The following is a 12,856-nucleotide window of genomic DNA, read 5'->3' as shown; positions in this document are numbered from 1 at the left end:
GGGCCGGAAACTCCCACGGTCGAATGCGCTGGTACCACGCCCAGGGGTGACACTTCGCCATAGGTTACGGGTAGGCCACGGGGACGGCAGGCCAGTCGGCCGCCGGACCACCGTGATCCTGGCGTCAGGTGATGATCGGCACGTTGCGCTGGCGCGGTGGCACGCCGGTGCCGCCGGCGGCGCGGCCGTGGCGCCAGGCGTCGGCGACGATCTGGTCGATGCCCGAGCGCGGCGAGCTCCAGCCCAGCTCCGTGCGGATGCGCTGGCTGTCGCCGACGAGCGCCTTCGGTTCGGCGACGGGCGGGCAGTGCACGCGACGTACCGGATGCCCGCTGATCCGGCCGACGGCGGCGAGCACGTCGATCACGCTCACCCCGGTGCCGCTGCCCACGTTGTAGACCGAGCAGCGGCCCGGCCCGGCCACCTCCAGGGCCATCCGGTAGGCCGTCGCCATGTCCCCGACGTGGACGTACTCACGCAGCGCCTGCCCGTCCCCGTTGACGCGGAAGACCTCGGTCCGCCCGCTGGCCACGGCGATCGCCGCCGGGATGATCCGGCTGTCGTCGTGGTCGAACCGGCCCTCGACGGCCCCGGCGACGTTGAACGAGCGCAGGATCACGGCGCCGATCAGGCCGGTGCCGGCCTGGTGGGCCAGCAGCCGCTCGGCGGCGAGCTTGGAGGCGCCGTAGGGGTTCGACGGGTCCGGTCGGCGGCTCTCCGGCACGCCGGTGAGGTCGATGTCGCCGTAGACGGCGCAGCTGGAGCCGAACACGAAGGCCGGCGCGACACCGGTGCGCTCGGTACCGACCTCGAGGGCGGCCAGCAGGTTCGCCGTGCCGGTGAGGTTGGCCTGGAAGTAGCGCAGCGGGGCGGTCCGCGACTCCCGCACCCGGGTGAGGGCGGCCAGGTGGCACACCCCGTCGAAGCCGCGCTCCACCCCGGCGGCGGTCAGCGTCGGCGGGTCGAGCAGGTCCGCGACCACGACCTTGACGCCCGGCGCGAAGGCCGAGGCGCCGCGGTCGCGGACCATCGCCGTCACGGCGTGCCCGGCGGCAGCGAGCGCGTCCGCGACCACGCTGCCGATGAACCCGGAGGCGCCGGTGACGAGTACGCGCATGTGCCGGGTCAGGACGCCATCCGTGCGCGGAGCCCTGGGAGCAGGGTCTCCCGGTGGCGCCAGGCGAGTTCGAGGCAGGCCGCGGCGGACGGTGCGATGGGTTCGGTGTCGACGAGCCGGCGCAGGGCGGTGTGGGTGAACGGAATGCCCTCCGTCACCAGCCGGCCCGGGCCGACGGTCACGACGGAGCCCTCGGTGTTGCTCTGCACCATGCCGCCGAACATCTTGTCGAAGGCGTCGGCGTCGATGACCACGACGGTGAGTATCTCGCCGAACAACGTCAGGGCGTCGACACCGACGCCGAAGTACGACACCCGCATCGAGCCGGCCCGGCGGGCCTGCTCGAAGGACTGGAACGGTTCGTCCGCCTCGTAGTCGATCGGGCTGGACGAACTGCCGTCGTGCTCCGGGTTGCCAAGCAGCTCCTCGCTGAGCTCACGGGCGATGTTGTGCCACAGGTCGAAGTCGGCGGCGTGGTGCACGGAGGTGATGCCGGACGGCTGGAAGACGCCCGCCGGGATCACGTGGTACACCCCGCCGGCGGTCGCCACCGAGCCGGCGCTGCGCCGGTGCAGGAAGAAGCTCGCCGTGCCGCCGCGGTCGTGCCGGATCGTCAGCGTGTTGATGGACGGCAGCGCGACCCGCCGGCCGAAGTCGAACGGATCGCCGATCCGCGCCCGGAACGGCAGCGCGGGCCACGACAGTCCCGAACCGGCCATCGCGGCCGCGGCCTCGTGCGCGACCGTCTCGCACACGTCGACCGCGTCGAAGTAGGTCGTGTGGCCGAAGTCCAGCGCCGGGCGGTTGCCGGCGGACGCGGCGGCCGTGCCGTCGCCGCCGATGTCCAGCAGCCGGAAGCTCAGCCGGTTCTCGAACAGGGTCGGCCGGTCGAGGTCACGCATCGCCCGGGTGTAGCGCTGGTAGCGGTTCTGCGGGCTGCCGCCGCCGAGCAGCGGGCGGCTGCCGGCGGTCTCCGGCTCGTCGCCCCTGATCATCGGCGGCTCGACGTCGTCGCGCCAGGCGAGGGCGACGTCGTCGATGTCCACCGGGCGGTCCCAGACCCAGCCGGGACGGGCCAGCAGGCCGCTGCCGAGCCGGTCGGTCTCCGGGTAGAGCCGCACGGCGGCGCGGGCCAGGCTGATCCGGTGGTGGTTGAGGTGGTCCCTGGTCAGCCGCCAGGTGCGCTGGCTGGCCGCGACCTGCTCAGCCGCGGGGCTGCGGGGGGCGCTGTCGCGGCGGCGGTCCGCCATCGCTCCCGGCGCGAGACCCACGTCCTCGGGGGACAGCGACAGGTTGCGGGCAATGTGGCGCAGCGTCGAGATGTCATGGATGGCGCGCCGACCGCTCTCGACCTTCGACACATAGGACTGATCAAAGCCCAGCCGGTCGGCTAGTTGCTGCTGTGTCAGTCCGTGCGCCTGCCGGTACGCCCTCAGGAGCTGGCCGACGCCGACGCTGGCTGGAGTGGCCCGCGGCGGCGTCCAGAGCCAGGTGTGACCAGTCACCTGCTGTCCTCTCGTCCGACAATCGTGTTACGCGAAGTGAGCATAACGAGTCGGGCATCTTGGAGCGCAGTGACACAAATCGACTGCTCCGTCCGGAGGCTGCCTGGTGGCGTCCTGCAACATCTTCGGTGCCTTGCGTTATGCGGCGGTGGTCCCGACTTCCCGGCCTTCACTGGTTCGGCAGCCCGTCAGAAAGATCAAGAATGATCACTATGACGATGGCGACGAGTATCCAGCGGAAGATGCCGATTCGATGCCAGATGTCCATCGCGATACTCCGCCCCGCACGGCGGCCGAGTACGAGCAGCGCGAGCAACGCGCCGCCCACCACGATGATGAAGATGCCGGCATTGCTGTGGTCCACGGAGAAGACCATCGCATAGCGCTGTGAAGCGACTGACGGAGTCCCGTCGTATTGCGGTCGCCGGCGGACGGGCCGCGCCCACGCCCCCGCGTGCCCGTCCCGCGCGGCGGCGGCGATCGCGAGCGTCGTCACGTGGAGGTGCTCCCGGATGTCGGTGGCGTGGGCGGCGCGAGGCCGCGGCGGGTGTGAGGGACATCATGCGGGATCCCCCCCGTCCCACCGCCGGACCAACACGCGCCCGGCATGGTGAACCCCACCTCACCGGTCACCCGCGTCCTCGTCTTCGGCGCGCATCTCGCCTGGGTCGTCCCTACTCTGTTCCGGATGTCCACGGCACTTATGACCGATCACTATGAGTTGACCATGCTGCGGGCGGCGCTGCGTTCCGGCGCCGCGCACCGACGCGTGGTCTTCGAGGTCTTCACCCGCGCCCTGCCGCCCGGGCGGCGCTTCGGCGTGTTCGCCGGGACCGGCCGGCTGCTCGCCGCGCTGGCCGACTTCCGCTTCGGACCGGACGAGATCGGCGCGCTGCTCGCGGCCGGAACCGTCGACGACGCCACCGCAGCGTGGCTGGCGGACTACCGCTTCCGCGGCGAGATCAGCGCGTTCGCCGAGGGCGAGCCGTTCTTCGCGGGGGCGCCGGTGCTCGTCGTCGAGGGCACCTTCGCCGAGTCGGTGCTGCTGGAGACGCTGGTCCTGTCAATCCTCAACCACGACAGCGCGATCGCCGCCGCCGCCGCGCGGATGGTCGCCGCCGCCGGCGAACGGCCCTGCATCGAGATGGGCACCCGGCGTACCCACGAGGCCGCGGCCATCGCCGCCGCGCGCGCCGCCTACCTCGCCGGCTTCACCGCGAGTTCCAATCTGGCCGCCGCCCGGGCGTACGCGGTGCCCAGCGCCGGCACCAGCGCCCACGCCTTCACCCTCGTGCATCCCAGCGAGGCCGACGCGTTCGCCGCCCAGGTCGCCGCCCTGGGCGCGGACACCACCCTGCTCGTGGACACCTACGACGTCACCGCCGGCATCGCGGCGGCCGTGGCCGCGGCGGGCCCGCAGCTCGGTGCCATCCGCATCGACAGCGGCGACCTCGGCGCCCTCGCCCTCGCCGGCCGCGCCCAGCTCGACGCCCTCGGCGCCACCGACACCCGGATCATCGCCACCGGCGACCTCGACGAACACGCCGTCGCCCGGCTCGCGGGCGCGCCCGTGGACGGCTACGGGATCGGTACCAGCCTGGTCACCGGGTCCGGAGCGCCCACCGCCGGCTTCGTCTACAAGCTCGTCGCGGTCGACGGCGAGCCCGTCGCGAAGCGCTCGGTGGGCAAGGGGACCCGGGGCGGTCGCAAGCGTGTCCTGCGCCGGCACGACCCCGCCGGCCGTGCCGTCGCCGACGTCGTCCTGCCCGCCGGCGTTCCCAGCGACCCGCATCCCGCCCGCGTGGAGGGCGGTGCGTCCCGTGACCGCGAGCTGCTCGTACGGGTCATGACCGGTGGTGAGCTGGCCGACGAGGGCCTGATCGGCCCGGCCGGCACCCGGCGGGCCCGCGAGCATCACGCCCTGGCCCTCGCCACCCTCGGCCCGGCCGCCCGCGACGTGCGCTTCGGCCAGCCCTGCCTCCCCGTGGTCCACGCCGCCCGGCCCTGACCCGCGCCCCCCGGCCCTCCCGGCCGGGGGAGGTCGCTCGTGCCGCGGTGGGAAGGGTGGCCAGACTGGAGGGGTGCCGCCCGCCTCACCGCCGGACCCGGCCCGGGTTTCCCGCGACGCCGATGCCGTCGGCGACCGCGGCCGTCGTCACGGTTCCGCCACCGTCACGCCGCCCGCGGTCGCCGTGAGCGTCGACCTCGTGCTGCTGACCCTGCGCGCCGGGCGGCTGTGCGTGCTGCTGATCCAGCGGGCGCGGCGGCCCGCCGACTGGGCGCTGCCCGGCGGCTTCGTCGACGGCGACGAGGACCTCGACGCCTCGGCCGCCCGCCGCCTCGTCGACGCCACCGGCGTGACCGGCACCGGCCATCTGGAGCAGCTGCGCACGTACGGCGGCCAGCGCCGCGAACCGCTCACCTGCGGGGTCAGCGTCGCCTACCTGGCGCTGCTGCCCAACCTGCCGCAGCCCCCGCCGCGGCCGGCGCGTCGCCCGGACGGGCACTGGTGGCCGGTGGAGGAGCTGGCGGCGCCCGGCGGCCCGATCCTGGCGGTCGACCACCGGCGGATCGTCATCGACGGGGTCGAGCGGGCCCGGGCGAAGCTCGAGTACACCCCGCTGGCCGCCGCGTTCTGCGAGGACGAGTTCACCCTGGCCGACCTGCGCCGCGTCTACGAGGCGGCCTGGGGCGTCGGGCTCGACGCACCGAACTTCCGCCGCAAGGTGCTCTCGACGCCGGGGTTCGTGGTCCCGGTGGGCCGGCGTACCTCGCCGCGCGGGGGTGGGCGGCCCGCCGAGCTGTACCGGCGCGGGATGGCGACGGCGCTGCATCCGCCGCTGCTGCGCCGGTCCGTCTGAGGGCCCGCGGGGTCCGACGGGTCGCCGACGCGGGCCTGGCGGCGGGTCGGGGCGTGGGAAACGCGTAACAATAGACCCCGTGTCTGTCACCGCCGTGTCGCCTCTCGACGTCGAGGAGGTTGACGAGTCCGTCGACGACGATCGGCCGTGGGTCGCGATCGTCTGGAACGATCCGGTCAACCTCATGACCTATGTGACGTACGTCTTCCAGAAGCTGTTCGGCTACAGCTGGGACCGGGCGCACGAGCTGATGCTCGACGTCCACCACAAGGGCCGCGCGTCGGTCGCCACCGGTACCCGGGAGGAGATGGAGGCCGACGCGGAGCGCCTGCATGCCTACGGGCTGTGGGCGACCATCGCCCAGGACTGAGCCTCCACCGCGGCCGCCCGGCCGCCCGCCCGGCACACTCACGCGGAACAATTGGCGGCCAACGGATGGTCTCCAGTTCATCTGCCTGATCTGGTGGTTGGGGCCGGCGCCGGTCGGTGATTCCACCGCAGGTGCACGGGTGGGCTATTCCGGATGGCCGTCCCGGGCGGCACGCAGGCCAGACCGGCCTGAGGTCGCACGGAAGGCCGAAAACAGCTCGTTGAATGGTTGGAACAATGCTCGCGGGGGATTTCGGAACGGCGTCCGGGCGCCGATTCCGGGCGACCCGGGCGGGGGCGCGGGATTTCCGGCCGGTGGGCGCCGGCCGGCGCCCCGAATTCGGCGGCCGGGCCGGGGTTTTCCGGTCGCCGGGCCGGGGCGGGCGACACGGCGTGCCGGTCGCGATGCGGGCGGTCGCGGTCGGCTCATGACTGGTTGGCCTCCGTGGGCGGACGATCCGCCGGGTTCCGGGTAGTTCAGCTGAGCTACCCCGTTCGGGGTAGTGGCTGGTGCGACGCCGGTGCGCGGTAGCCCGTTCGGAGGAGACCCGCCGCCGCGACGGCCGGGATCGGCCGGCGCGGCGCGGCCGAACGCCACGCAGCGTCACCATCGGCGGCTCCGGGGTGCCGACGGCTGCACTAGGCTGGCAGCTGCCGTCCCCCGCGGTACCGATGTCCTCCGAGGTGTCAGATGTCCTCCGAGGAGCCGGGGCCGCACATCCGGGCACGGCGAGGCGCGCAGCGACGGAGGACGCGAGGACGTGACCGCTGACGGTTTCCGGCGGACCCGAGCCGGGATCGAGCTGCGGCTGACCGAGCCGGTGGCGGCCCTGCTGTCCGAGCTCGTCAGCCACATCGAGGCGATGCTCGAACCGCCGCCGGTGGACGACCCGCTGGAGGCCCTGGTGGGCCTGCGCGACACCGCGCCCCCGCCGCCGGACGATCCGGCGCTCGCCCGGCTGCTGCCCGACCCGTACCCCGAGGACCCGATGGCCTCCGGGGACTTCCGGCGCCGGCGCACCGACGACCTGCTCGCCCGCAAGCGGACCGCGGCCCGCCGGGTGCTGGCCGCGATCCCCGGGCCGGGGCAGGCGCTCGTCCTCGACGAGGACGCCGCGCAGGACTGGCTGACCACCCTGAACGACGTCCGGCTCGTGCTCGGGACCCAGCTCGAGCTCACTGACGACGACTCGGCCGTGGAGCTGGCGCAGCTCGACCCGGACGACCCGCGCCGGCCGATGGCGGCCGTGTACGACTACCTCACCGTGCTGCTCGACGATCTGCTGCGCGCCCTGGTCTAGCCCGCCCGCGCCCAGAGCGCCCAGACCAGCCCGTCGGCGACGTACGGTGTGCCTGTGCTGCGTATCGACCGCGCCTGCTACGAGGCGATCGTCGCCCATGCCCGGCGTGACCATCCCGACGAGGCGTGTGGCGTCGTCGCGGGGCCGGTGGGCTCGGACCGGCCGGAGCGGTTCATCCCGATGGAGAACGCCGAGCGCTCGCCCACGTTCTACCGCTTCGACCCGATGGAACAGCTGCGGGTGTGGCGGGAGATGGACGACCGGGACGAGGAGCCCGTGGTGATCTACCATTCGCACACCGCGACCGAGGCGTACCCGTCGCGCACCGACATCTCCCTGGCGGCCGAGCCCGGCGCCCACTACGTGCTGGCGTCGACCCGGGAGCCCGACAGCACCGAGTTCCGGTCCTTCCGGATCGCCGACGGCCAGGTCACCGAGGAACCGGTGGAAATCGTCTGAGCCCCGGCGGCGTTGGGGATGGGTCGGGAGCGCGGACGGACCGCGCGGGCCGATCGGGGGACAGCCGCCGCATCCGGCGGGCATTCTGACCCTGCGGGCCTCCGCCTGCCGTATCACCACCGCCCAGCCGGGCGGCGCCTCGGTCGAGCCCGACCGCGGGCACTCGCGAAAGGAGCATCATGGCAGTCCAGGTCCGTGTGCCGACGATCCTGCGTACTTACACGGGAGGGGCGAAGCTGGTCGAGGGCACGGGCGACACGCTCGCCGCGCTCTTCCTCGACCTCGACTCCCGCCACAGTGGGCTGCGCGGCCGGCTGGTGGCGGGCGACGAGGGTGCCGAGCTGCACCGCTTCGTCAACATCTACATCAACGACGAGGACGTGCGCTTCCTCGGCGGCCTCGACGCCAAGCTCGGTGACGGCGACGAGGTGACGATCCTGCCGGCGGTCGCCGGGGGTGGCGTCGACGCCCTGCCCGTGCCGTCCTCCCGTCCGGGCCACCGGCGGATCTGACGCGAGCGGCAGGTCCGACACATGCGATTCGACTCGCTGGCCGACTCGGTCGGCCGGACCCCGCTCGTCGGGCTGCCGCGCCTGTCCCCGTCGCCGGAGGTCCGGCTGTGGGCGAAGCTCGAGCAGGACAACCCGACCGGGTCGATCAAGGACCGGGCGGCGCTGTGGATGATCGCCGACGGTGAGAAGCGCGGGCTGCTCACCCCCGGGGCGACCGTCCTCGAGCCGACCTCCGGCAACACGGGCATCTCACTGGCGATGGCCTGCCGGCAGAAGGGCTACCGGCTGATCTGCGTGATGCCGGAGAACACCTCCGTCGAGCGCCGGCAGCTGCTGCAGATGTGGGGCGCCGAGATCCGGTTCTCGCCGGCCGCCGGCGGCTCGAACGAGGCGGTCGCCGTCGCCAAGCGCCTCGCCGCCGAAAACCCGGACTGGGTCATGCTCTACCAGTACGGCAACCCGGCGAACGCCCAGGCGCACTACGAGACGACCGGCCCGGAGATCCTCGCCGACCTGCCCGGCATCACCCACTTCGTCGCCGGCCTCGGCACCACCGGCACGCTGATGGGTACCGGCCGCTACCTCAGGGAGCACGTGCCGGGGATCACGATCGTCGCCGCCGAGCCGCGCTATGGCGAGCTCGTCTACGGGCTGCGCAACATCGACGAGGGCTTCGTGCCCGAGCTGTATGACGCCTCCGTGCTCACCTCGCGCTACTCGGTCGGCCCGCGGGAGGCGCTGCGGCGCACCCGCGAGCTGGTCCAGGAGGAGGGCATCTTCGCCGGCATCTCCACCGGGGCGATCCTGCACGCCGCCCTCGGCCAGGCCGAGCGGGCGGTCCGCGAGGGCCAGCGAGCCGACATCGCGCTCATCGTCGCCGACGGCGGCTGGAAGTACCTGTCCACCGGCGCCTACGCCGGCACCCTCGAGGAGGCCGAGGCCGCCCTCGAAGGCCAGCTCTGGGCGTGAGCGCCGCGGTCCCGCGGGACCGCGGCGCCCCGCCGTCAGTCGCGGCGCCGCCCCAGGATCGGTGAGCCTCAGTCGGCGAGGACCTGGGCGATGACGGTGGTGAGGTCGCGGAAGGCGCGGCCGCGGTGGCTGATGGCGTCCTTCTCGGCGGCGGTGAGCTCGGCGTTGGTGCGGGTCTGGCCGTCGGCGAGGAACAGCGGGTCGTAGCCGAAGCCGTGGTCGCCCCGGGGCTCGGTGAGCAGGACACCGCGCAGCTCGCCGTGCGCGACCCGCTCGACGCCGCCGGGGGTGACCAGGGCGGCGGCGCAGACGAACGCGGCGCCGCGCCGCGCTGGCGGGACGTCGTCGAGCTGGGCGAGCAGCAGGGCGTTGTTCGCCTCGTCCCGCTCGACCCGGGTGCCGTCGCGGCGGCCGGACCAGCGGGCGGAGCGCACGCTGGGCATCCCGGACAGCTCGTCGACGGTGAGGCCGGAGTCGTCGGCCACGGCGGGCAGGCCGGTCAGCTCGGCCGCCGCCCGCGCCTTGATCAGGGCGTTCTCGGCGAAGGTGGTGCCGGTCTCGGCGACCTCCTCGCCGTCAGGCAGGCCGATGAGCTCCACGTCGAGGCCGCTCGCGACCAGGATGCGCCGAAGCTCCACGAGCTTGGCCTCGTTGCGGCTGGCCAACACGATCTTCGTCGTCATCGGGGGCGGGTCCCGTCGGGGCGGGCGGGGCCGGCGGGGGCCGGGCCGCGCAGGGCTTCGGTCTGGATGGCGGTGAGCTGGGCGCAGCCGCGTACCGCCAGGTCGAGCAGACTGTCGAGCATCGAACGGTCGAACGGGGCGCCCTCGGCGGTGCCCTGGACCTCGACGAAGCCGTCCGCGCCGGTGCACACCACGTTCATGTCGGTGTCGGCGGTGGAGTCCTCGGTGTAGGCGAGGTCGAGCATCGGCTCGCCGCCGACGACGCCGACGCTCACCGCGGCGATGCTCGTCGTGATCGCCTTCGGCCGGTCGAGCCAGCGGGCCGCGTCGACGAGGGCGACGTAGGCGCCGGTGATCGCGGCGGTGCGGGTGCCGCCGTCGGCGAGCAGGACGTCACAGTCGATGGCGATCGTGTTCTCGCCGAGAGCGGCGAGGTCGATGCAGGCCCGCAGGCTGCGCCCGATCAACCGGGAGATCTCGTGGGTGCGTCCGCCGACCCGGCCGCGCACGGACTCGCGGTCGTTGCGGGTGTTCGTGGCCCGCGGCAGCATCGCGTACTCGGCGGTCACCCAGCCCAGTCCGCTGCCCTTGCGCCAGCGCGGCACCCCGGTCGTCACCGACGCGGCGCACAGCACCCTGGTGCGGCCCGCGGTGATCAGGGCGGATCCCTCGGCCTGCTCCTGCCAGCCGCGCTGGATCGTCACCGGTCGCAGCTCATCCGGCTTTCTGCCATCGACTCGTGTCACCCCGCGACACTACCGGCGGGCGACCTCAGAGCTCGAAGACGGCCCCGGGGGTGGCGAGGGTCAGCTCGCCCTCGTAGGCGCCGGCGGCCTCCTCCTCGGTGCGCGCGGCGTTGCCCCAGGGCACGAGGTGGGTCAGCACGAGCCGGCCGACGTCGGCGCGCCGGGCGTGCTCGCCGGCCTCCCGGCCGGTCAGGTGCAGGTCCGGGGGATTGTCCTCGTCGTCGAGGAAGGACGCCTCGCACAGGAACAGGTCGCTGTCGCGGGCGAGGCGGACGAGCCGGTCGCACGCGCCGGTGTCGCCAGAATAGGTCAGCACCTTGTCCCCGGCGGTGACGCGCACGCCGTAGGCCTCGATCGGGTGGGCCACCCGGGTGAGGTCGATGCGGAACGGGCCGACGTGCAGGCAGCCGGCGCCGATCGTGCGGAAGTCGTAGATGTCGGCGAGGCTGTCCTCCGGCCACTTCTCGAAGGCGCCGCACAGCCGTTCCTGGGTGTTGATCGGCCCGTAGACGGGCAGCTTCGGCGGCATCCCCTCGGGGTGGTAGCGCCGCGCGTAGGAGTTGGCGACCAGGTCGAGGCAGTGGTCCCCGTGCAGGTGACTGAGCAGGACGGCGTCGATGTCGCGCAGGTCACAGTGCTTCTGCAGCTCGCCCATCGAACCGTTGCCCGCGTCGACGACGAGCCGGAAGCCGTCCGACTCGACCAGGTAGGACGAGCAGGCGGAGGCCGGGCCGGGGTACGTGCCGGAACAGCCGAGAATCGTCAGTTTCACCGTGGCACCACCGGGCTTCGCTGGGAGGGATCCTGATCCGCCCCGGTGTGGGCGGGCCAGACGACTGGGGTCGTGGTCCTGGCGGGTGGCGACGCCGGCGGCGCCGCCGAGACCCTGGCGAGCTCGGGGCCAAGGAACCGGCGCCCCACCCGGGCGAAGGTCGCCGGATCGCCGGTGGTCAGGAAGCGGTGATCCGGGGGCGGCAGGTCGGGGTCGCGGAACAGGCCCTCCCGGGCGAGCACCCGGTAGGTGTCCTTCGCCGTCTCCTCGGCGCTGCTCACCAGCGTCACCCCCTCGCCCATGACGAGGCCGATCACGCCGGTCAGCACCGGATAGTGTGTACATCCGAGTATCACCGTGTCGACGTCCGCTTCCTGCAGCGGTGCGAGGTACGCCTCGGTCAGGCCGAGCAGCTGCCGCCCGGAGGTGATACCCCGCTCGACGAAGTCCACGAACGCGGGGCAGGCGACGCTGGTGAGCTCCATCCCGGCCGCGGCGGTGAACGCGTCCTCGTACGCCCGGCTGCCGATCGTGGCCACCGTGCCGATGACGCCGACCCGCCCGCTGCGGGTGGCGGCGACCGCCCGCCTGGTCGCAGGCATGATCACTTCGACCACCGGGACGTCGTAGCGCTCGCGGGCGTCGCGCAGGCAGGCGGCGCTGGCGGTGTTGCAGGCGATGACAAGCAGTTTCACCCCCTCCGACACCAGGCGATCCAGGCATTCCAGCGCATAGCTGCGCACGTCGGCGATCGGTCGTGGTCCGTACGGTGCCCGCGCGGTGTCGCCGAGATAGAGCAGGGGCTCATGCGGAAGCTGGTCGAGAATGGCGCGCGCCACCGTGAGACCGCCCACCCCGCTGTCGAACACTCCGACCGGCGCCCCGCTCATGAGCGATCAGACTAAGCCGGAAACCCGGCGCTCACCCTGTGGCTGTCATCACGAAACCTTTGTCCAATGTCGGACACTACGCCCAGGTCGCCCGTCCGGCGGATCTGTCCGGCGTGGCGGGCGCGTTCGTCGGGTCTCATGGCCTCCTGTTACCCACGGACGGCGGGGGGTGTGCCGCGCGCGGACGATGTGTGGCCGGGAAGACAGGCGGCGGGGTGCCGAAGGCGCGGACAAAGCACGGAATTCGGGTCATGTCGTGGGAACTCGGACGGACGGCCCGAGTCCCCCTCGGCCGACGAATGGCGCGTGGCGGGCCTCGGCATACGGGTTGAGGACCGGCAAACGGGGTGTAGGCTAGAACTGCCTGTAATCGATCAGTGACTACACGCTATCGAGCAGGTAGGTTGAGGATGCGACTGTGGTGTCCGGGTCGATCCCATCCGTCCCCGACCCGCGATGCCCAGTCGCTCCTCGGTCTCGGCGGCGCCCGGTCGGGGCATCCCTGCTGGATGTCCCGACCGGCACCGTCGGGCCAGCGAGCGTCCAGAGGCGGTCCGGCTGGTCCGCGTCCCGCGCGGAAACGGCGTGCGTCCTCGACCCTCGGCGTACGGACGCGATCCGCACAGGCTCGGCCGCCGCAAGCGGTTCCCTGGTGTCGTCCTGTGGCCTTAC

The 12,856-nt window shown here is 73.0% G+C and carries 14 protein-coding genes; 7 read left to right on the top strand and 7 right to left on the bottom strand.

Features of this window, described 5'->3' with window-relative positions; translation table 11 throughout:
- Positions 1–124 precede the first annotated feature (124 nt).
- The 3 genes from AC6EXY_RS25510 to AC6EXY_RS25500 form a co-directional block, all read right to left on the bottom strand.
- Positions 125–1,117 carry an NAD-dependent epimerase/dehydratase family protein gene (locus AC6EXY_RS25510; protein WP_101831869.1) on the bottom strand — a complete coding sequence of 331 codons (993 nt, stop codon included), beginning with the start codon at positions 1,115–1,117 and terminating at the stop codon, positions 125–127.
- Between the two features lie 8 nt (positions 1,118–1,125).
- A complete protein-coding gene (locus tag AC6EXY_RS25505) occupies positions 1,126–2,622 on the bottom strand; it encodes a helix-turn-helix domain-containing protein (protein WP_101831870.1) in 1,497 nt (498 codons plus the stop codon).
- Positions 2,623–2,791: 169 nt separating this feature from the next.
- The gene (locus AC6EXY_RS25500) at positions 2,792–3,118 is read right to left on the bottom strand and encodes a hypothetical protein (protein WP_243407514.1); all 327 of its coding nucleotides are present in this window, start codon (positions 3,116–3,118) and stop codon (positions 2,792–2,794) included.
- 111 nt (positions 3,119–3,229) lie between these two features.
- Here AC6EXY_RS25500 and AC6EXY_RS25495 point away from each other — a divergent pair, with 111 nt between their 5' ends.
- From AC6EXY_RS25495 to AC6EXY_RS25465, 7 genes are all read left to right on the top strand, one after another.
- Positions 3,230–4,630, top strand: coding sequence for a nicotinate phosphoribosyltransferase (locus tag AC6EXY_RS25495; protein WP_499818301.1), 1,401 nt, complete (start codon positions 3,230–3,232; stop codon positions 4,628–4,630).
- Between the two features lie 184 nt (positions 4,631–4,814).
- On the top strand, positions 4,815–5,483 hold the full coding sequence (locus AC6EXY_RS25490) for an NUDIX hydrolase (RefSeq protein WP_243407515.1): 669 nt from the start codon (positions 4,815–4,817) through the stop codon (positions 5,481–5,483).
- Between the two features lie 79 nt (positions 5,484–5,562).
- Entirely contained in the window at positions 5,563–5,853 is a 291-nt protein-coding gene (clpS, locus tag AC6EXY_RS25485; RefSeq protein WP_101831872.1) for an ATP-dependent Clp protease adapter ClpS, read from the top strand.
- A 760-nt stretch (positions 5,854–6,613) separates the two neighbouring features.
- Positions 6,614–7,153 (top strand): DUF2017 domain-containing protein, encoded by a 540-nt coding sequence (locus AC6EXY_RS25480; RefSeq protein WP_101831873.1) that lies wholly within the window; start codon positions 6,614–6,616, stop codon positions 7,151–7,153.
- Positions 7,154–7,207: 54 nt separating this feature from the next.
- Positions 7,208–7,612 (top strand): M67 family metallopeptidase, encoded by a 405-nt coding sequence (locus AC6EXY_RS25475; RefSeq protein WP_499818302.1) that lies wholly within the window; start codon positions 7,208–7,210, stop codon positions 7,610–7,612.
- Positions 7,613–7,791: 179 nt separating this feature from the next.
- Positions 7,792–8,124 carry a MoaD/ThiS family protein gene (locus AC6EXY_RS25470; RefSeq protein ID WP_101831875.1) on the top strand — a complete coding sequence of 111 codons (333 nt, stop codon included), beginning with the start codon at positions 7,792–7,794 and terminating at the stop codon, positions 8,122–8,124.
- A gap of 21 nt (positions 8,125–8,145) precedes the next feature.
- Positions 8,146–9,093: a PLP-dependent cysteine synthase family protein gene (locus AC6EXY_RS25465; RefSeq protein ID WP_101831876.1), complete on the top strand. Its 948-nt coding sequence runs from the start codon at positions 8,146–8,148 to the stop codon at positions 9,091–9,093.
- A gap of 68 nt (positions 9,094–9,161) precedes the next feature.
- Here the strand turns inward: AC6EXY_RS25465 and rdgB are convergent, their stop codons facing one another.
- The 4 genes from rdgB to murI are packed head-to-tail and all read right to left on the bottom strand — an operon-like array spanning position 9,162 to position 12,184.
- Positions 9,162–9,776, bottom strand: coding sequence for an RdgB/HAM1 family non-canonical purine NTP pyrophosphatase (gene rdgB / locus AC6EXY_RS25460; protein ID WP_499818303.1), 615 nt, complete (start codon positions 9,774–9,776; stop codon positions 9,162–9,164).
- Positions 9,773–10,522, bottom strand: a complete 750-nt coding sequence (rph, locus tag AC6EXY_RS25455; protein WP_499818304.1) for a ribonuclease PH — start codon at positions 10,520–10,522, stop codon at positions 9,773–9,775. The genes rdgB and rph overlap by 4 nt, the downstream gene beginning before the upstream one ends.
- 25 nt (positions 10,523–10,547) lie before the next feature.
- On the bottom strand, positions 10,548–11,294 hold the full coding sequence (locus AC6EXY_RS25450; protein WP_101832315.1) for an MBL fold metallo-hydrolase: 747 nt from the start codon (positions 11,292–11,294) through the stop codon (positions 10,548–10,550).
- Positions 11,291–12,184, bottom strand: a complete 894-nt coding sequence (gene murI / locus AC6EXY_RS25445; RefSeq protein WP_101832314.1) for a glutamate racemase — start codon at positions 12,182–12,184, stop codon at positions 11,291–11,293. The genes AC6EXY_RS25450 and murI overlap by 4 nt, the downstream gene beginning before the upstream one ends.
- Positions 12,185–12,856 lie beyond the last annotated feature (672 nt).

The sequence above is a fragment of the Frankia sp. RB5 genome (genome assembly GCF_059816245.1).
This window is presented reverse-complemented; position numbering and strand designations above follow the sequence as displayed.